The sequence below is a fragment of the Corynebacterium sp. CCUG 70398 genome, from assembly GCF_024454055.1.
Classification (GTDB): Bacteria; Actinomycetota; Actinomycetes; order Mycobacteriales; family Mycobacteriaceae; genus Corynebacterium; species Corynebacterium genitalium.
Window position 1 is genome coordinate 159,900 of sequence record NZ_JAGPYZ010000001.1, and the last position, 20,666, is coordinate 180,565.

Consider the following 20,666-nt stretch of genomic DNA (forward strand, 5'->3'; position numbering starts at 1 on the left):
AAGTGCGCCTTCAAATGCTTATCGACGTTTGAAGCCCCCGGAAAAACGAGCCACGTCCACACCGCGTGATGCGACGCGGTGAACAATAAGACGAAAGGACATCCGTGACCGATACGGACAACGCAGCGGGCCAGGACCGCCAAGACCTTGCTTCGCTGAAGCTGCCTGAGCTACGCAAGATCGCTGCTGACAAAGGCCTTCGGGGGACCTCCGCCCTGCGCAAGGGCGAACTGATTGAAGCCATCACCACCGGCACCGTGCCGCAGCGCGCCAAGCAGCGCGCTTCCGAGCAGGCAGCCGCAGAGGCATCCGGTGAGCAGCCGACCACACAGAACGAGCAGAACGAGCAGAACAACCCGGAGCAGGGGGAGAAGTCTGGCTCCGAGAAGTCTGGTTCTGACAACGATGGCGCAGATTCCGATGAGCAGCGCTACGAGTCCCGCTCCGCAGCGCGCCGTGCACGCCGCAACCGCGCCAAGCACGAGCACCGTGCCGAGCAGCGCGGCGACCGCAACGACCAGCAGGACGAGCAGCAGTCCGACGATCACGGCCAGCGTGACAACCGCGACAACGGTGATAACCGCGACAACGGTGATAACCGCGACAACCGTGACAACCGGGACAACCGTGACAATCAGGGCGGCAACAACCGCCAGAACAATAACCGCGATAACAACCGCGACGGTGAGGGTGGCGGCCGCCGGGGCCGCCGCAACCGCCGGAACCGCCGAAACCGCGACGGTAACAACAACCAGGGCGGCGGCAACAACAACCAGGACTTCGATCCGGAGGATCTGCAGGAGATCGCGGGTATCGTCGACATCGTCGACAACAATGCCGCGTTTGTCCGCACCACGGGTTACCGCGCTAGCCAGGCTGATGTCTTCATCAACAACAACTTGGTCCGCCGCTGCGGTCTGCGCTCGGGCGACGCTGTGATCGGTCAGGTCCGGGCTAACGGCCAAGGCCACACGCACGGTTCTGGCCGTAACCGTCAGCGCTACAACCAGCTGGTGCGAGTGGACACGGTCAACGGGATGGAAGTGGACGACGCGAAGCAGCGTGCTGAGTTCCACAAGCTCACCCCGCTGTACCCGAACCAGCGTCTGCGCCTTGAGACGGAGCCGAACATCCTGACCACCCGCGTGATCGACCTGGTCATGCCGATCGGTAAGGGGCAGCGCGCCTTGATCGTGTCCCCGCCGAAGGCCGGTAAGACGACGATTCTGCAGAACATCGCGAACGCGATCGCGCACAACAACCCGGAGTGCTACCTCATGGTCGTGCTTGTGGATGAGCGCCCGGAGGAAGTCACGGACATGCAGCGCTCCGTCAAGGGCGAGGTCATCGCATCGACCTTCGACCGTCCGCCAAGCGAGCACACCGCTGTCGCCGAGCTGGCCATCGAGCGTGCAAAGCGCCTGGTGGAGATGGGCCAGGACGTTGTGGTCCTGCTGGACTCCATCACCCGCCTGGGCCGCGCGTACAACAACTCGTCGCCGGCGTCGGGCCGCATCCTCTCTGGTGGTGTGGACTCCAACGCGCTCTACCCGCCGAAGCGGTTCCTGGGTGCAGCGCGCAACATCGAGGACGGCGGATCGCTGACCATCATCGCTACCGCCATGGTGGAGACCGGGTCCGCTGGTGACACCGTGATCTTCGAGGAGTTCAAGGGCACCGGCAACGCTGAGCTCAAGCTCGACCGCAAGATCGCCGAGCGCCGCGTGTTCCCAGCGGTCGATGTCAACCCGTCCGGCACCCGCAAGGACGAGCTGCTGCTCGCACCGGAGGAAGCGCGCGTCATGCACAAGCTGCGCCGCATTCTTTCTGCGCTGGACCCGCAAGCGGCGATCGACCTTATGATCAAGCAGCTGAAGAAGACGAAGAACAACGGCGAGTTCCTCGTCGGCGTGGCGCAGTCCGCGCCGATGGCCGCCGACACGGAAACCGAGGAGTACCAGTAAATGGCAGCTAACACGCAGGTTTCGCTTGTCGACGACTACGTTTCCGAATACCAGGGCATCCAGGCCCAAATGGGTGACCCGGACGTTGTCGGCGACCAGGATCTCTTCCGCAAGCTGTCGAAGCGCTACGCGCAGCTCCAGCCGATTATCAACGTCAATAACGAGCTGACGCAGGCCCGCGAGGACCTTGAGGCAGCTCAAGAGATGGCGGCCGAGGACAAGGAGTTCGCCGAGGAGGCCACGCGCCTTGAGGGCGAGATTGTCCGCCTCGAAGAGGAGCTGGCTGACCTGCTCGCGCCCCGCGACGAGCATGACGCCGATGACGTGATCATGGAGATCAAAGCCGGCGCCGGTGGCGAGGAAGCCGCGTTGTTTGCTGGCGATCTGGCGCGCATGTACCAGAAGTACGCGGAGAAAGCTGGTTTGTCCTGGGACGTTTTGGACCTGTCCGAGTCCGATCTCGGCGGCGTCAAGGACATGACTGTCGCCGTGAAGGCGAAGAACCCCTCCCGCGACGGTGCATGGTCGATGCTGAAGTTCGAAGGCGGTGTCCACCGCGTGCAGCGTATTCCGGTGACGGAGTCACAGGGACGCATTCAGACGTCGGCAGCCGGCGTGCTGGTTTACCCGGAGCCGGAAGAGGTCGAAGCTGTCGACATCGACGAGAAGGACCTCCGCGTTGACGTCTACCGTTCTTCCGGTAAGGGCGGCCAGGGAGTCAACACGACTGACTCCGCTGTGCGCATCACTCACCTACCCACGGGCATTGTGGTGACGTGCCAGAAAGAGCGTTCCCAGATCCAGAACCGCGCTCGCGCGATGCAGGTGCTCCAGGCCCGCCTGGATCAGCTTGAGCGTGAGAAGGCGGAAGCCGAAGCGGCAGAAGGTCGCGCATCCCAGGTCCGCACCATGGACCGGTCTGAGCGCATCCGCACCTACAACTGGCCGGAGAACCGCATCTCGGACCACCGCATCAACTACAAGTCGAACAACTTGGACGCGGTGCTCGACGGCAACATGGACGACATCATCACCGCGCTGCAGACCCACGAGCGCCAGGAGCGCCTCGAAGCAGAGCAGTAAGGAGACGCAAGGTGTGCTGGAACTCGTCAGAGCTCGCCAATGCAGTGTCGGCAGCTGAGCGCAGGTTCACCGAGGCAGGGGTCGCCTCGCCGTCCTACGATGCGCGGTTCATTGCCGCATCGCTTCTCGACGTATCCAGCCACATCTCCTTACCATTCACCTCTCCCACGGAGATCCCCGACGGGTTCTTCGCCCGATTCGAGGAAGCCGTTTCGCGCCGAGAGAAACGTGAGCCGCTGCAGCACATCATCGGCACCGCACCGTTCGGGAACCATGATCTGAAAGTGGGCCCAGGGGTGTTCATTCCGCGGCCTGAAACTGAAGTCCTCGCGGAATGGGCGGTGGCGGCGTTCGCGGAGTACCTCGACAGTCTCTCCGACGATGAGATTGATGCCCCTGAGTTTCAGCCGGTCGCCGTCGACTTAGGTACGGGCTCGGGTGCGTTGGCAATCTATATTGCGCAACGTGTCGATGCGGATTTGATCATCGGAGTGGAGAAATCTCCCGTAGCGCTTGCCGCGGCCCGAGCCAACGCAGACGAGCATGGTGGTCGCGGTGCTGAGATCCAGATCATCTCCGGTGACATGACCGACCCGCACTTGCTGGAGGAGTACTCCGGCAAAGTCGGCCTTGTGGTGGCGAACCCGCCGTACGTGCCGTTTGAACCCGAAGAGTCCGGCGCTTTGCAGCCGGAGATCTATCACGACCCTCCTGAAGCCGTCTTCTCTGGTGCTGACGGAATGGACGCTATCCGGGGTCTCATCCCCGTGGCGGCGCGTTTATTGGCACCGGGGGGAAAGCTCGGGATTGAGCATGACGACTCGACGGCGGGCCGCACGCGTGAGCTCGTCGATAAGCACGGGGCGTTTGAGCGCGTCGAGAACCTTGCGGACTTAACCGGCAGGGATCGGTTTGTCACGGCGAGTAAACTACGAGAAATCGACTAGAAGGGATTCGCACATGCCGAGCAGAGTCTACGACTGCCTCGACCCGCAGGGCCGGAAGGAAGGCATTGAGGCCGCGACGAACGCTGTGCGCGCGGGGCAGTGCGTGGTCATTCCTACCGACACGGTCTACGGCATCGGTGCCGACGCCTTCAACCCGGATGCCTGCGCGAAACTGCTGGCCACCAAGCGCCGCGGACCGGACATGCCGGTGCCTGTGCTCGTCGGGTCGTGGACCACGATTCAGGGCCTCGTGCGCGAGTTCACCGACACCGCGAAGACCCTTGTGGAAGCTTTCTGGCCCGGTGGCCTATCCATCGTTGTGCCGGAAGCGCCCTCCTTGCCGTGGAACCTGGGCGACACGCGCGGCACTGTGCTGCTGCGCATGCCGCTTCAACCAGTCGCAATTGAGTTGCTGCGCGAGACCGGCCCCATGGCGGTGTCCAGTGCGAACATTTCCGGTGAAGCACCGCCCGTGACAGCGCTGGGTGCGCGCAACCAGTTCGGCGAAGCTGTTCAGGTCTACTTGGACGGCGGCAAGGCAGAGGTGGGGGAGCCGTCCACCATCATCGACATCTCAGGGCCGAGCCCAATCATTCTGCGCGAAGGCGCGATCTCGCCGGAACGCATCGGCGGGGTTCTGGGAATGACGCCTGAACAACTCCGGCGGAAAGACCGCTAAATGTCAGGCGCTGGCGTCCCGCTCCGCGAGCTGGGTCTGGTGATCCTCGTGGCCGCGGTGATCACCTACCTGGCTACAGGCCCCGTGCGCTCCATGCTCGTGCGCACCGGACGAGTGGCCGAGATCCGCGAGCGCGACGTGCATACCCAACCCACTCCGAGCCTCGGGGGAGTGGCGATGTTCACCGGGTTCTTGTCCGCGGTATTCCTGGCCATGCAGCTGCCAGCTCTGACCCGCGGATTCGCTCCGGTCACGCCGGAGATGACGGCTGTGGTCATCGGCGCATTCCTCATCGTCGTGGTAGGCGTCATCGATGACCTATACGAGCTCGCGGCTTTGCCGAAGTTCGCCGGCCAGGTGCTCGCCGCCGTGACCATGGCGGTACTGGGGCTGTCGTTCAATGTCATCTACTTGCCTTTCGACGGTGGGACCACGCTCATCCTCGACCAGACGCAAGGCATCATTGTGTCCACGCTAATCACTGTGACTTTGATCAATGCCTTCAACTTTGTCGACGGCATCGACGGCCTCTCCGCTGGGCTGGGGCTCATCGCCGGGGCAGCGATTCTGGTGTTCTCCTTGACTGTCCTGCACGACCAAGGCGGCGCCGTGTCCGCATACCCGCCGGCAATCATCTGTGCCGGTCTCGTGGGCATCTGCGGCGGCATTCTTCCGCACAACTTTGAACCTGCCCGGATCTTCATGGGGGACACCGGAGCAATGCTCATCGGCCTGCTGTTGGCGGCAGCGTCGATCTCTGCGTCCGGCAAGATCAACATGTCTCTGTATGGCACCGCGGACTTCGTGGCGCTGATCAGCCCGTTCATTGTCGTCGTGGCCGCGATTGCGCTACCTGTCATCGACCTAGTCATGGCCGTGATCCGCCGCGTATCTCAAGGGAAGAGCCCTTTCTCGGCGGACCGGCAGCACATTCACCACCGACTCCTCGCCCTCGGCCACACCCACCGGCGCACTGTTCTCGTCCTGTATATGTGGGTGACTGCTATCGCGTTCGGTACCGTGAGCTTCTCCATCGTGCCTGCGCGCTATGCGGCGGCATTCACGGGAACCGCACTCGTGTTAGCGATCGCGGCGACCTCAGTACCGTGGATGCGCGGAAAGATCGGCCCGCAATCTGAGGGATAGTGCGCCCGAGGGACCTGCATCTTATCAATAACTGGCATTCGCCTAAGGTTCTTCCAAGCAGTTTTAATGATTTGGAGGTATCTTGTGGACATGCAAGGTCCCTCGATGCTCAATGAGTTGATAAACGCAACATTAAACTGCTTTAATAGGCACTCCTTAAATGAAGTCTAAGAGCTGAATAATTGATGTATCAGGTAGCAGTCATCCGTTACGGTTCAGCGTTTCCTAGCTTGAAGTCAACTGTGATGCCTACTGCTGCCGATCGAAACTTGCACTAGGAGGTTTGCGGTGCATACAGAGGACAATCGGACATCGGACGAGTTCGATGATCCGTCACTAGCTATCTACGGTGTCGAGGAAGTCCCTGAACCCAGGACATTGGTCGACATCTTTATGGAAACTGTCAATCAGTTTCCAGATGCCCCGGCACTGTCCGGTTCAGATGGCACGCTGACATACCGGGAGCTTGCCGAGCGAATCGATGAACAGGTCGAGATTCTTGCAAGCTACGGAATCGGTGTCGGTGATCGAATTGGAATCCGCGTGCCGTCGGGAACGACCGACCTCTACGTGGCAATTCTGGCAACCATTTGTGCCGGGGCTGCTTACGTGCCTGTGGACTGGGATGACCCAGATTCACGCGCCACGACTGTGTGGGAAGAAGCCAATGTTGCGGCGGTGTACGGCGCGCGCCTGATGCTCACCATGCACCGTGAAGTCGGCGCACAGGTAGAACCCGGACGCCCGGGTCTCAGCGATGACGCATGGATCATCTTCACCTCCGGTTCCACCGGTAAACCGAAAGGCGTTGCGGTGAGCCACCGCTCTGCAGCTGCCCTGGTTGACGCAGAAGCCCGGATGTACCTTGTGGATGCTCCGCTTGGACCGCAAGACCGCGTCATGGCCGGACTGTCCGTTGCCTTCGACGCCTCGTGCGAGGAAATGTGGCTGGCATGGCGCTACGGTGCGACCCTGGTCGCTGCTCCGCGCGACATTGTCCGCTCGGCAGACGCCCTGGGGCAGTGGATCACTGAGCACGAAATCACTGCGGTGTCTACTGTTCCTACGCTCGCGTCTTTCTGGCCCACCGAGTCCCTCAGCGCGGTTCGCCTCCTCATTTTCGGTGGAGAAGCACTACCCAAGGAACTTGTGAACCGCCTTGTCGCGCCAGGACGCGAATTGTGGAACACCTACGGGCCGACCGAAACGACAGTCATCTGTTCGGGCCACAAGATGGAACGACTTGAAAACGACGAACCGGTCCGAATCGGCCGAGCTACACCCGGCTGGGAACTCGCGGTGATCGATCCTGAGACCGAGCAGCCGGTCGAGTGGGGACAATCGGGCGAGCTGGTTGTCGCGGGAGTCGGCCTTGGTAGGTACCTCGACCCTGCTAAGGACGCAGAGAAGTATGCTCCCATCCCTGCCCTTGGGTGGGACCGTGCGTACCGCACAGGAGACCTCGTCGTCGCCGAGCGAGACGGATTGATCTTCGCCGGGCGCACCGATGATCAGATCAAGTTCGGTGGTCGACGAATGGAGCTCGGTGAGATTGACCGAGCCCTGGCCAGCACGCCGGGCATTTCGGCTGCCGCGGCCGCGAAAAAGACTACTGCGGCCGGATCGGACATCATCGTCGGCTACGTCGTTGCTGAGGGTGAGCTTGACCTCCAGGAGGTTCGCGCTCACCTTTCCACAGTGCTGCCGGGCGGCATCGCACCGTCGATCTGCGTCATGGATTCGCTCCCGATGAAAACGTCGGGAAAGGTGGACAGGGGTGCCTTGCCATGGCCGCTGCCAGACTCCGGAGAAGTGACCGCTGGATTGTCCCCTGAGCTGCACTGGCTCGCAGGCAAGTGGGCAGACCAGCTGGGTCCTGTTCCGCTCGAAGCAGATGCCAACTTCTTTGAGAATGGCGGGTCGTCGGTCGCATTGGCCAAGCTCGCCGTCGACTTGCGAGCGGACTACCCGGCACTCGATATCGGCGCGTTGTACGACAACCCGACTCTCGAGGACATGGCCGCCTACCTTGAGACCTTGAATGCGACGCTGGAACCTCGTCCGACACCGAAGAAGATTCCCTGGTGGACGGGCATATTCCAATTCCTTTGGGTGTGCGGAATCTACCTCGTCAACGCGGCGCGCTACGTGGTCGGTGCGTTACTGGTCGTATGGGCGCTCGACGTATTCCTGGATGCCCCGTGGGTCCCGGCACTTCCTTTCTGGCCGCTGCTCATTGGCTGGATCGTCCTGTTCTCGCTACCCGGCAAGATGGCACAAGCCACGCTTGTTTCACGTTTGCTCACCATTGGTATTCGTCCAGGCGAGTACCTCCGCGGCGGGTGGACGCACATGCGAGTGTGGGCTGCCGAGCGGTACGTCACGTACTTGAAGCTCGAGACGCTTCTGGGTACCCCGATGGCTCCGCTGTTCTTCCGTCTCTTGGGTAACGCGGTCGGACGCGACGGAGAACTGGCGACCATGCCACCCGTCACCGGTTTGGCCACAATCGGCGATCGAGTGTCGCTGGAACAAGAGGTCGATATCTTGGGCCACTGGATTGAAGGGGACACGTTCATCCTTGGCAGCATCGATATCGAAGATGGGGTCCGTGTCGGCCTTCGCACCTTTGTCACGCCTAACTCCCGCATCGGTGCCAACGCCGAAATCCTCTCGGGCTCGTGTGTTTCCGGTGAGGTCGCTCCGGGTCGCCTTTACGGTGGATCACCACTGGCAGACCGCGGCGAAGCCGGATTGACGTGGCCGGAGCTTTCTCCGGAGGAAGCTGCACGCCGCGGCTCTGTGACACTGGTGAACCGTTTCGAGCGCGGTATCTACTTCGGTGCAGGAATGGCGTGGATGACGCTACTGCCCGTTTTGGCAAGTCTGCCTGGCATCTTGCTGATCTATCCGACAGTGTGGTCCCGCGACCGGTACCAAGATGTGTTTCCGATTCTCGCAGCATGGACACCAGTCTTCATTCTTCTGGTCATGGTGACATGGCTCGCTTTGGTCGTGCTCAGTGTGCGGTTCTGCTCTGTGTTCATCCAGCCCGGGTACTTCCCGCAGCGAAGCACTACTGGCTGGGCGGTGTGGATGACCCACACTCTCCTGCAGAAGACATTGACCTCCACCTACTTCATGTACGCAGGGTGGTTGACCCCGGCATTCCTGCGCATCCTTGGTGCTCGTGTTGGCGAGGACACCGAGATCTCAACCGTCGAGACCATTCCGCACCTGACCTCCATCGGCGACCGATGCTTCCTTGCGGACCACTCACTGTGCAGTGCTGCACGACAAGGCAACGGATGGGTGCACCTCGGAACGACGGTGGTGAGCGACGGCTCCTTCGTCGGTAACTCCGGAATTGTCGGTGCTGATCACGATCTTCCCGAAGACGCCCTCATCGCAGTGTTGTCTTCTTCCCCATACCGGCCGGGCCGAGGCACCTCGTGGCTCGGACGTTCCATCCGTGAGATTCCCCGCGCCCACGTCGAAGCCGACGTGGCTCACACGTTCAAGCCACCGCGTTATCTCAAGGTGGCCCGCGCAGTCGTCGAGGCGTTCCGCATCGTGCCGATCATGGTGACGGCGTACCTCGATCTGTTCATCGTGTGGGTGCTCACCGAGATCTACATGCGTGCAGGCATGGGTCAGGCTGGATTCAACGCCGTCTTGTTGTGGGTGTTCCCGGTTGTGCTTGCCGCCGGAATCATTGCAAGTATTGTTCCCATTGTTGCGAAGTAGCTGCTGGTCGGACGGTTCAAACCAGGCGACCACACGCTGTTCTCCACATTCGTGTGGCGCGGCGAGCTCGTCGACAACTTCGCCGAGCTGCTTGCTATCCCGTCTTTGATCCGGATGTCGCTGGGTTCCCCTATGCACAACTGGTGGCTGCGCATGATGGGCTGCCATATTGGCAAGCACGTTTGGTGTGAATCGTGGTGGCTGCCTGAATTCGACTTGATTAAGCTCGGCGACCGTTCCACGGTCAACCGCGGAACCGTGTTGCAGACCCACCTGTTCCACGACAGAGTGATGGCCTTGGAGACCGTCGAGTTGGGCATGGGAGCCACCCTCGGCCCGAACAGCTTCATGTTGCCAGGATCGTCCCTAGGCGATCGAACCACGATCGAACCGGGCTCCCTGGTCTTGCGCAACGACGGTATCCCCGCGGATACTGTCTGGTCCGGCAACCCGGTCGCGCACGTAGAAGCGCCAGCAGACGAAGCGCCGGCAGACGATCAATCAGGCAAGGTCACTCTCTCAGATGCGCACTATTCCGCCGTTTGATGCAGTTGATGAAGTAGGAAAACAGCAGTATGTCATCATCAGTGAATCCCTCAACTGAGGAATCCGTAGCTCGCCCCACCCCAGGACCAGCGGGAGTCCGGCCCATTTGGGATGGACAAAAGGAGACGCTACCTCCACCGGAGGATGGTCCGAGCCCCGAAGTTTTGGGGCCGTCCAGGGTACGTTGGACCTCTGATCGGGCGTTCGGGCCCAGTGGCAACCCGAAGCGCATCGTCGGCCTCGATGTCGCGCGCGGGTTCGCGCTGCTTGGCATGATCGCGGTGCACATTCTGCCCGCGTACAGCCCCTATACGGGGCGGCCGACCGTGGTCTGGCAGCTCCTAGCGGGTAATGCCGCTGCGCTGTTCGCTCTCTTGGCGGGAATCTCCGTAGCGCTGATTACTGGCGCGAATAACCCGCATCAGGGCCGGCGGATGACGCGTAGCAGGGTTTCCCTTGTTACCCGTGCGATCCTGATCTTGCTGTTGGGCTTGGCCATCAGCGAGCTGCCCCTGCGTGTCTTCAACATCTTGCCGTACTACGGTCTGATGTTCTTGGTAGCGGTGTTGCTCACCGGGATGCGGATCCGCAGTCTCTTGATCACCGCCGGAGGCTTCATCGTTCTCGGGCCGCTCGCGATTTTCGCGTTGAACTCCTTCGTTGATTACAAGGGCCCCGCAAACCCGAACTTCACGTCCTTGTTCACGCAGCCAGTAGAAACCCTTCTGACACTCCTTGCCGGAGGCACTTATCCCGTGATCACGTGGATGGCCTACATCTGCGTCGGCATGGCGCTAGGACGGATGAACCTGCGCTGGTTGCTGACTGAGGCGCGGCTCATTCTCTGGGGCCTTGTGCTCATCGCCATTGGTTCGATCACGTCGTGGTTTCTCATCGACTACCTTGGCGGCTTTGAGGCGCTCTACTACTACACCGACGGTTATGACGCGGAAGACATCATCGACACGATCGATTACGGTCCCTCGAAGCATCTTCCTACCGACACGTTATGGTGGCTAGCCATTGACGGCCCGCACACGAACACGCCTTTCTCGCTGGTGAAATCACTCGGCTTCGCGGTGCTGTTCCTCGGGCTCACGTTGGTTATCTCGCAGGCACTGCGCCACGTGCTGTTCCCGCTGATCGCGGCTGGATCGATGACGCTGACCATTTATGTCACCCACCTGGTCTCATTCGCCTACTTCACCGACTCGATCAAGGCCTACCGGACGGAATGGTTCCTGGGCCAAGTAATATTCTTCCTCATCTTCGCCAGCTTCTGGCATCTTGCATTCGGCCAGGGGCCCTTGGAGCGCATCATCTCTAAGACGTGCAAGGGCGTGAGTAAGCGACTGGTGCCGAAGAATGCGCCAGTCAGCGAAGACCGCTCCACCGCGGCGCCGGCTGCTGCAGGTGAGAACACCCACACCCCAACAGATGCGGAGCAAAGCGACCCTAGAGAATAAACCTTCAACATTGAGGTACCCGTGACATGAAGAAAACTAAAGAAATGGGCCGCGTACGACACGTGGCGCAACGAGCTATCCTCTCGGTGATCACCGCCGTCGGGGTGGGGCTAAGTGCTGCCGCCTGTAGCAGCGGGGCACACCCAGAGCCCATGACCGCGCGGGACGGAAAAGAATCGCTGAAGCCCATCGGTAGCAAGAGTGGAGAAGCTCAATCTGAGGAAAGCCCCGTCGACAACGAGGGTGAGTTGAGCGACAGCGCTGAGCAGTCGAACGAGCCCGCGCCAAAGATCCCCGAGGTTCTTTACCCGAACGGTGTGGAAACGAGACTGACTCCACCGGGGACAGAATTGCCCTTCGGTGAGCCCGCGATTGTTGCGAGCGCTGATGCTGAAGGCCGTCTGCTGGTCTGGTCCGTGACCCCGTACCAGGGAATTGACCTTGCCCCTGAGCAGGTCGCACTGGCCCCGGCCACGGCCGCCGAAGGCAACAAGGAGTACGTGTGCTTCGCCTACGACATTGCGTACCTCGGCGCGGTCGCCAAGGCTTCTGGTCGCGATGATGTCGTCCCCGGAGTGGGTGACATCAGCGGGGCGGCTGTAGTGCCCCCGGAACTGTTGCCCGGCACCACCGAAGGCGAAACGACAATGCGACTTGTCGGCGGTGCGGACGACGCTTGCGGCATCCCCCCGGCATCGCGGGTGCCGGTGGCCCAAGCTGGTTTGGTTATGAACTACCCATACGCGCGCGCTGCTGTAGCCGCCGTCGAACTGGGCGGCAAAGATGCAGCGCGGCCGGCGACGTTGATGTACCCGTTTGACTACGGTCTTCCCGGTGTTGCCGATGCCGGTAATACCGTGGAGCCGATTATCTGGCGTTAGCAGCGGAGCGTCGAGAAGCAACTGGGCCTTCTGTAGTATCAGGGTCCGTGAACACTTCCGACGCCCGAACATCCGGCCACGCCGTGAACGATACTTCTGAGTTCCAGGACCACCGCCGCCCGCTCATCCGTGCTTTCAAAGCAGGCGGATGGGCGCTCATTGCGATGACCATCATCTCTTTGGCGATCTGGGGGAGCATCCGGGACCTGCCGGGCATTTGGGGCGTGCTCATCGGTGCGGCGATCGGCGGCGGGTTCGTCCTATTGACCGTCGCGTCAGTTCTGGCGACGTCGGGTACATCCCCCTCAACAACCATGGCGGTCGTCCTGGGCAGCTGGTTGGTCAAGCTCATCGTCTTGATCCTGGCGCTCATGTGGCTGCGCACCATGGACTTCTATGACACGGCTGCGCTCGGTGTGACTGTCATCCTCGCGCTCATTGTCGTTCTCGCCACCGAAGTATGGGGCGTGATGACTACGAACGTGACGTATGTGGGGTGACGCACGGGGCGTCGACAAGCGCGCGGGGGAGCTGTTCTGCCCCCTGTGCTCCGTCTGTGACTGACGTAACAGGCGCATGAAAATCGCCTACACCTGCCATAATGTGACGGCTGTGAGCCAGCAGGTAAATCGGCGAAGACTACCTCCCCCCAACATGCACGTTTTGGGGGTCCTGCTGATAGGCTAATCGCGGGTCTCACCCCTGTCCCGCGGTAGCTGATGTGCGACGGAGTCCGCCGCGGTAGGCAGAACTTCAAGACGTCCATCGCACCGCGAATCCCGACAGGTTCGCGGCCCGAGAACGGGAGAGAACGCTGAGCGTTACAACTTTGGCCATGAAGGGTAGCTTCCACGCGCCTGAACTTGGCCCAGAATTTTTCCCGGGGCAAACATACAATGAGGGCCTACACATCATCGGGGAAAACTTCCTCGGTGGTTGGTTCGCGCTGGACCGCATCATGATCGTCCGTCTTCTGATGGCGCTCGTGCTTGTGGTCCTTTTTGCTGTCGCCTTCCGGAACCCCAAATTGGTTCCGTCGGGCCTGCAAAACCTTGGTGAGATCGCCGTGGACTTCGTCCGCGTGCAAATCGCCGAAGACATCTTGGGCAAGAAGGAGGGGAAGCGGTTCCTGCCGGTTATCGCCACCATCTTCTTCACGGTCCTATTCATGAACGTAGCCACGATCATTCCGGGGTTGAACATCTCGCCGAACTCTCGCATTGGCATGCCGATTGTGCTGGCGCTGGTGGGATACATCGCCATGATCTACGCGGGTGCCGCCCGCCACGGCTTTGGCAAGTACGTGAAGCACTCCCTTGTGATTCCGAACTTGCCGCCGGCTCTTCACCTTCTGGTGGTGCCGATCGAGTTCTTCTCGACGTTCATTCTGCGTCCGGTCACGCTGGCTCTTCGTCTCATGGCGAACTTCCTTGCGGGCCACATCATTCTCGTCCTGTTGTACTCCGCCACGAACTTCTTCTTCTGGCAGCTCAACGCATGGACGGCAGTGAGTGGTCTGACTGTGATCGCAGCGCTGTTGTTCACCCTGTACGAGCTGATCATCATCTTCCTGCAGGCGTACATCTTCGCCCTTCTGGTCGCGGTGTACATCGAGCTGTCGCTGCACGCAGATTCGCACTAGTCAGGCGCGAACTGACTGACAGGCCAACTGAATAACCCCACACATTTCGTCACCGTCCGGGCCAGCAACGGGCCGGACATCAAGAAAGGGAACGACTTTCCATGAACGACATCATCCTCGCCCAGGCAAACGAGCAGACCGTGACCGGTCTCGGCACCATCGGCTACGGCATTGCCACCATCGGCCCGGGCCTCGGCATCGGCATCCTCGTCGGCAAGACCGTCGAGGGCATGGCACGTCAGCCGGAGATGGCTGGCCAGCTGCGCACCACGATGTTCCTGGGTATCGCCTTCGTCGAGGCACTGGCCCTGATCGGCCTGGTCGCCGGCTTCCTGTTCTAAAAGAACACTTCGCACAAAAGAAGTTTGTAAGACCTTTTAGATCAGGAGTAACCAATGACGAACGTCATTCACCTACTTGCGGCTGAGGGCGGCGAGAAGCTGAACCTCGAGGGAGATCCCGCTGGTGCTTCTCCGAGCATTCTGCTCCCCGCGCCGTACGACATCGTCTGGTCCCTCGTCGTCTTCATTGTCGTCTTCATCCTCTTCTGGAAATTCGTTCTGCCGAAGTTCCAGGAAGTTCTGGCTGAGCGCGAAGACAGGATCAAGGGCGGTATCGAGCGGGCTGAGTCCGCTCAGGCACAGGCAAAGGCTGCTCTGGAGAAGAACAACGCTCAGCTGGCACAGGCACGCGCCGAAGCTAACGAGATCCGCGAAGCTGCCCGCGAAAAGGGCAAGGAAATCGAAGCACAGGCACGCGCCAACGCTGAGGCTGAGTCCCGTCGCATTGTCGAAGCTGGTGAGAAGCAGCTGATGGCCTCCCGTGAGCAGGTCATTGCTGAGCTGCGCAACGAAATCGGCCAGAACTCCATCAACCTCGCAGAGGAGCTCCTCGGCGAGGAACTGTCGGATTCCACCCGCCGTTCCAACACCATCGACAGTTTCTTGAGCCAGCTGGACACCGTGTCCGCACGCTCGGCATCCGGAAAGTGAGGCGTCGATGAGAGCAGCTAGCCGCGAAGCACAGTCGGCCGTCGCAGAGAAACTGGACGCGATCATCCGCGACAAAGCCGACGCAGGCGAGTCCGTATCCGTCGCAGCCCAGGTGGGCACCGAGCTGTTCCTTGTTGTGGACCAGCTGGACAAGAACCGTGCGCTGCGCATCGCCGTGGCTGACTCTTCGCTCGCCGAAGAGCAGCGTGTTGGCATCATGAGCGAGATCTTCAGCGGCAAGGTCGCTGAAGCAACGCTTGAGGTGCTGCGCGAGGCAAGCGCACGCGAGTGGTCCGCCCCGCGCGAATTCCGTGAGGGACTCGTGCACTTGGGCCGCAGGGCACTCCTGCGCGGCGCAGAGAGCGAGAACAAGTTGGGCGAGGTCGAATCCGAGCTCTTCCAGCTGTCTCGTCTCTTTGAGCGCGAGAGCGAACTCACCCAGCTGCTGTCTGACCGCACCGCCACCACGGACCAGAAGCGTCAGCTTTTGGCCAGCGTGCTCTACGGCAAGGTGTCTATGTACACCGAAGCGTTGGCGCTGCAGGTGGTCGGCCGCCCAGAGGACAATCCGGTCGACGACATCGCAGGCATCGCCCGCGCGTCGGCCGAACTGACAGGTCGGGAGTTTGCGGCAGTGACCGCTGCAACTGAGCTGACTGATTCTCAGCGCGAGGCACTGGCAGAAAAGCTTGGACAGATTTACGGCCGCGAGATGGCCATTCACACTGAGGTTGACCCCAGCCTCCTCGGTGGTGTGACCATCCGCGTTGGCGATGAACTCATTGACGGCTCCACGCGCGGAAAACTTGAGCGCATGCGTGCCGACATGGCAGCCAACACGGCTTACTAAAACGAAATTGCTGGAAGAATCTACCGAGAGCAGGAAAGATTATGGCGGAGCTGACGATCTCCTCCGATGAGATCCGTAGCGCGATAGCGAACTACACCTCGAGCTACTCCGCGGAGGCCTCCCGTGAGGAGGTCGGCGTGGTGACGTCGGCTGCAGATGGTATTGCCCAGGTTTCCGGGCTGCCGAGCTGCATGACCAACGAGCTGCTTGAGTTCTCCAACGGCGTCATCGGCGTCGCACAGAACCTCGACACCGACACCGTCGGCGTGGTGGTCCTGGGTGACTTCGAGACGATCTACGAAGGCGACAAAGTTTCCAGGACCGGTGAGGTCCTGTCCATCCCGGTCGGGGAGGCATTCCTCGGCCGCGTGATCAACCCCCTGGGCCAGCCGATTGACGGCCTGGGTCCGATTGAGGCTGACGAAGAGCGTGTGCTCGAGCTTCAGGCGGCAGGCGTGCTCGACCGTCAGCCGGTTGAGGAGCCGATGCAGACTGGCATCAAGGCGATTGACGCCATGACGCCGATCGGCCGCGGCCAGCGCCAGCTGATCATTGGTGACCGTAAGACCGGTAAGACCGCGGTCTGCATCGACACCATCCTCAACCAGAAGGCCTACTGGGAGACCGGTGATAAGACGAAGCAGGTCCGCTGCATCTACGTTGCCATCGGCCAGAAGGGCTCGACCATTGCTGGTGTGCGCCGCACCCTCGAGGAGCACGGCGCACTCGAGTACACCACCATCGTTGCCGCTCCGGCATCCGACTCCGCAGGCTTCAAGTGGCTGGCACCGTTCGCCGGTGCTGCTCTGGGCCAGCACTGGATGTACCAGGGCAACCACGTTCTGGTGGTCTACGATGACCTGACCAAGCAGGCTGAGGCCTACCGCGCCATCTCGCTGCTGCTGCGCCGCCCGCCGGGCCGCGAGGCATACCCGGGTGACGTCTTCTACCTGCACTCCCGTCTGCTGGAGCGCGCTGCCAAGCTTAACGACGAGCTCGGCGCCGGCTCTCTGACGGCCCTTCCGATCATCGAGACCAAGGCGAACGATGTCGGTGCCTTCATTCCGACCAACGTCATCTCGATTACGGACGGTCAGTGCTTCCTGCAGTCCGACCTGTTCAACCAGGGTGTCCGCCCGGCCATTGACGTCGGTATTTCCGTCTCCCGTGTCGGTGGTGCCGCACAGACCAAGGGCATGAAGAAGGTCGCGGGTAACCTCCGTCTGGACTTGGCCGCATACCGCGACCTCGAGTCTTTCGCAGCGTTCGCGTCCGACCTGGATGACGCTTCCAAGCGCCAGCTCGAGCGCGGCCAGCGCCTCGTCGAGCTGCTGAAGCAGCCGGAGAACTCCCCCCAGCCGGTCGAGTTCCAGATCATCTCCATCCACCTCGCTAACGAGGGCGCATTCGACTCCGTTCCCGTCGAAGATGTCCGCCGTTATGAGGCAGAGCTGCACGAGACGATCCGCGCTGAGGCCCCTGAGGTCTACGAGCAGGTCGACGGCGGCGCAGCCCTGTCCGACGAGTCGAAGGAGACCCTGGCCCGCGTCAACGAGAGCTTCGCCCAGAACTTCCAGACCTCCGGCGGCGAGCGTGTCGTGCGCGAGCCGGAGGCTGATGCTATGGACGAGAGCGACATCTCGAAGCAGCAGCTCAACGTCTCTCGCAAGTCGCAGAAGAAGGATTAGTTCAGACTCGCGCTGTTCTGGGCTAAAGAACCTAGAGAAACACGACTTAAGAGAGAGGAGGAGCACACACTATGGCAACACTTCGCGAACTGCGTGACCGCATCAAGTCGGTCAACTCGACGAAGAAGATCACCAAAGCCCAGGAACTGATCGCAACATCGCGCATTACCAAGGCCCAGCGTCGCGTGGAGGCGGCTCAGCCGTACGCCAACGAGATGCAGGATGTCATGGAGCGGCTTGTCGCTGCGACCAACCTGGACCACCCGATGCTTCGCCAGCGCGAAAACGCCAAGGTCGCCGCAATGCTGGTGGTCACCTCTGACCGCGGTATGGCCGGCGGTTACAACCACAACGTGCTCAAGAAGGCTGGCGAGCTGGAGCGCATGCTCCGCGACGCCGGCTACGAGGTTGTCCGCTACGTCACCGGCGGCAAGGGTGTGACCCACTACGACTTCCGTGATCAGGAGATCGCGGGGGAGTGGACTGGTTGGTCCCAGGACCCGACGTGGGAGGGTACGCACGACGTGCGCCACCACATGGTCGGCGGTTTTGAAGCCACCTCGGAAGGTGAGGTCAAGTGGCGCGAGGGCATCCGCGCGCCGGAAGGCCAGGCCATCCGAGGCTTCGACCAGGTCCACGTGGTTTACACCAAGTTCGTCTCCATGCTGTCGCAAGAGGCAACGGCTCACCAGCTGCTGCCCATCGAGCCCGTCTTCGAGGACGTAGAGTTCGAGCAAGAGGACTTGTTCACCACGTCAGGCGAGACCATGCCGGACATGGAGTTCGAGCCGGACGCTGAGACGCTCATGGAGAGCCTTCTCCCAGCGTACGTGTCCAGGACGCTCTACTCGATCTTCCTGGAGGCGTCGGCGGCGGAGTCTGCATCGCGCCGTACCGCGATGAAGAATGCGACGGACAACGCGACGGAGTTGGCTAACGGGCTGTCCCGTGAAGCCAACCAGTTGCGTCAGGCAAAAATTACTCAGGAAATCACCGAGATTATCGGCGGCGCTGGAGCGTTGTCCGGTAGCGGAGAAAGTGACTAAATCATGACTACAGCTCTATCTCACGATGAGCGTAACGACGAGCCGACCGGGGCTGAGGACAACGTCGCAGCCTCCGGTGCCGCCAACCAGGCTTCCGCTGATGAGCGCAAGCCGGCTGGTTCGGATAACGGCCGCGTCGTCCGCGTCATCGGTGCAGTCGTCGACGTGGAGTTCCCGCGCGGCGAGCTGCCTGAACTCTACAACGCACTCGAGGTCGACATTGAGCTCGATGCAGTGGCTAAGACTGTCATCCTCGAGGTGGCGCAGTTCCTCAACGACGGCCTTGTCCGCACGATCGCCATGGCTCCGACCGATGGCCTCGTCCGTGGCGCGCAGGTCCGCGACTCCGGTAACCCGATTTCGGTTCCGGTTGGTGACCAGGTTAAGGGCCACGTCTTCAACGCGCTCGGCGAGTGCTTGGATGATCCTTCTGTGGGCAAGGACGGCGATCGTTGGGGTATCCACCGTGAGCCGCCGGAGTTCAAGGACCTCGAGGGTAAGACCGAGATCCTGGAGACCGGTATTAAGGTCATCGACCTGCTCACCCCGTACGTCAAGGGCGGAAAGATCGGCCTGTTCGGCGGTGCCGGTGTGGGTAAGACCGTTCTGATCCAGGAGATGATTACCCGTATCGCTCGCGAGTTCTCGGGTACGTCGGTCTTCGCCGGTGTCGGCGAGCGCACCCGTGAGGGTACGGACCTCTTCCTGGAAATGGAGGACATGGGCGTCCTTCCGGATACCGCCCTTGTCTTCGGCCAGATGGATGAGCCGCCGGGGGTTCGTATGCGCGTGGCCCTGTCCGGCCTGACCATGGCGGAGTACTTCCGCGATGTGCAGAACCAGGACGTGCTGCTGTTCATCGACAACATCTTCCGTTTCACCCAGGCAGGTTCTGAGGTGTCCACGCTGCTCGGCCGCATGCCGTCCGCTGTGGGCTACCAGCCGACGCTTGCCGACGAGATGGGTGTCCTCCAGGAGCGCATTACCTCCACCAAGGGCCGTTCGATTACGTCCCTGCAGGCCGTTTACGTGCCTGCGGATGACTACACCGACCCGGCCCCGGCGACGACCTTCGCCCACCTGGATGCGACGACCGAGCTGTCGCGTTCCATCGCCTCGAAGGGTATTTACCCGGCTGTGGACCCGCTGACCTCGACCTCCCGCATCCTGGAGCCGGGTATCGTCGGCGAGCGCCACTACGGTGTCGCTCAGAAGGTGATCAACATCCTGCAGAAGAACAAGGAGCTGCAGGACATCATCGCCATCCTCGGTATGGACGAGCTGTCCGAAGAGGACAAGATCACCGTTATGCGCGCCCGTAAGATCCAGCGCTTCCTCGGCCAGAACTTCTTCGTTGCGAAGAAGTTCACCGGCGACGAGGGCTCGTACGTCCCGCTCGAGGAGACCATCGAGGCCTTTGACAAGCTGGCTGAGGGCGAGTTCGACCACTACCCGGAGCAGGCCTTCAACAACCTTGGTGGCCTCGAGGACGTCGAAGCTCAGTACAAGAAGCTGCAAGAGAAATAGGAGAAGCTCATGGCTGAAATCACCGCAGAACTGGTCTCCGTTGATCGCATGCTGTGGTCCGGCGAGGCATCCATTGTCACCGTCCAGACCACCGATGGTGAGATCGGCTTCATGCCCGGCCACGAGCCTTTCCTTGGCCAGCTCAAAGAAGATGGTGTAGTGACCATCAGCCCGGCCGACGGCGACAAAGTCGTCGCCGCTGTCCAGGGCGGGTTCGTTTCCGTGGTGGGAAACAAGGTCACCGTCTTGGCTGACTCCGCGAAGTTCGCCTCTGAGGTGGACAGCAACGAGCAGTTCGACGACGAGGATCCGGCCCAGAAGGCGCGCCACGATTCTGAGCAGGCTGCTCTTCGCCGCATTGGCAGCGCGTAGTACGCGCACTCGCGATTTATCGGGTTGAACCCCCGTCCAGGCCAGTCTGGACGGGGGTTAACCCTTTGCGTGCGGGGGTGGTCAAACTTT

Annotated in this window: 16 protein-coding genes and 1 pseudogene; all 17 read left to right on the forward strand. The window is 61.3% G+C overall.

All coding sequences use genetic code 11. The annotated features are described in order from the left end of the window. Positions 1-104 precede the first annotated feature (104 nt). On the forward strand, positions 105-1,964 hold the full coding sequence (gene rho, locus KBX07_RS00760) for a transcription termination factor Rho (RefSeq protein WP_256022600.1): 1,860 nt from the start codon (positions 105-107) through the stop codon (positions 1,962-1,964). Next, a complete protein-coding gene (gene prfA, locus KBX07_RS00765; protein ID WP_005290571.1) occupies positions 1,965-3,047 on the forward strand; it encodes a peptide chain release factor 1 in 1,083 nt (360 codons plus the stop codon). A gap of 11 nt (positions 3,048-3,058) precedes the next feature. After that, positions 3,059-3,994, forward strand: a complete 936-nt coding sequence (locus KBX07_RS00770; protein WP_256022601.1) for a HemK/PrmC family methyltransferase — start codon at positions 3,059-3,061, stop codon at positions 3,992-3,994. A gap of 13 nt (positions 3,995-4,007) precedes the next feature. Beyond that, a complete protein-coding gene (locus KBX07_RS00775; protein ID WP_255995955.1) occupies positions 4,008-4,673 on the forward strand; it encodes an L-threonylcarbamoyladenylate synthase in 666 nt (221 codons plus the stop codon). Further along, entirely contained in the window at positions 4,674-5,819 is a 1,146-nt protein-coding gene (locus KBX07_RS00780; RefSeq protein ID WP_256002864.1) for an MraY family glycosyltransferase, read from the forward strand. 288 nt (positions 5,820-6,107) lie between these two features. Further along, a pseudogene (locus KBX07_RS00785) lies at positions 6,108-10,112 on the forward strand (Pls/PosA family non-ribosomal peptide synthetase). Between the two features lie 164 nt (positions 10,113-10,276). Next, positions 10,277-11,578, forward strand: a complete 1,302-nt coding sequence (locus KBX07_RS00790; protein ID WP_005290560.1) for a heparan-alpha-glucosaminide N-acetyltransferase domain-containing protein — start codon at positions 10,277-10,279, stop codon at positions 11,576-11,578. 152 nt (positions 11,579-11,730) lie between these two features. Next, positions 11,731-12,459, forward strand: coding sequence for a hypothetical protein (locus KBX07_RS00795; protein ID WP_050748819.1), 729 nt, complete (start codon positions 11,731-11,733; stop codon positions 12,457-12,459). A gap of 47 nt (positions 12,460-12,506) precedes the next feature. Next, the gene (locus KBX07_RS00800) at positions 12,507-12,959 is read left to right on the forward strand and encodes a hypothetical protein (RefSeq protein ID WP_255996137.1); all 453 of its coding nucleotides are present in this window, start codon (positions 12,507-12,509) and stop codon (positions 12,957-12,959) included. Positions 12,960-13,294: 335 nt separating this feature from the next. Beyond that, entirely contained in the window at positions 13,295-14,101 is an 807-nt protein-coding gene (gene atpB, locus KBX07_RS00805) for a F0F1 ATP synthase subunit A (protein WP_005290553.1), read from the forward strand. A 101-nt stretch (positions 14,102-14,202) separates the two neighbouring features. Next, positions 14,203-14,442 (forward strand): ATP synthase F0 subunit C, encoded by a 240-nt coding sequence (locus KBX07_RS00810; protein ID WP_005290550.1) that lies wholly within the window; start codon positions 14,203-14,205, stop codon positions 14,440-14,442. A gap of 54 nt (positions 14,443-14,496) precedes the next feature. After that, positions 14,497-15,093, forward strand: a complete 597-nt coding sequence (locus KBX07_RS00815; RefSeq protein ID WP_255996140.1) for a F0F1 ATP synthase subunit B — start codon at positions 14,497-14,499, stop codon at positions 15,091-15,093. Positions 15,094-15,100: 7 nt separating this feature from the next. Next, positions 15,101-15,943 carry a F0F1 ATP synthase subunit delta gene (locus KBX07_RS00820; RefSeq protein ID WP_255996142.1) on the forward strand — a complete coding sequence of 281 codons (843 nt, stop codon included), beginning with the start codon at positions 15,101-15,103 and terminating at the stop codon, positions 15,941-15,943. A gap of 41 nt (positions 15,944-15,984) precedes the next feature. Continuing rightward, the gene (gene atpA / locus KBX07_RS00825; RefSeq protein WP_256022603.1) at positions 15,985-17,631 is read left to right on the forward strand and encodes a F0F1 ATP synthase subunit alpha; all 1,647 of its coding nucleotides are present in this window, start codon (positions 15,985-15,987) and stop codon (positions 17,629-17,631) included. A 71-nt stretch (positions 17,632-17,702) separates the two neighbouring features. Continuing rightward, the gene (locus KBX07_RS00830) at positions 17,703-18,677 is read left to right on the forward strand and encodes a F0F1 ATP synthase subunit gamma (RefSeq protein ID WP_005290542.1); all 975 of its coding nucleotides are present in this window, start codon (positions 17,703-17,705) and stop codon (positions 18,675-18,677) included. A gap of 3 nt (positions 18,678-18,680) precedes the next feature. After that, complete coding sequence (gene atpD, locus KBX07_RS00835) at positions 18,681-20,204, forward strand: F0F1 ATP synthase subunit beta (protein WP_005290540.1); 1,524 nt, start codon at positions 18,681-18,683, stop codon at positions 20,202-20,204. 9 nt (positions 20,205-20,213) lie between these two features. Beyond that, entirely contained in the window at positions 20,214-20,576 is a 363-nt protein-coding gene (locus KBX07_RS00840) for a F0F1 ATP synthase subunit epsilon (protein WP_256019141.1), read from the forward strand. The last annotated feature ends 90 nt before the right edge of the window (positions 20,577-20,666 follow it).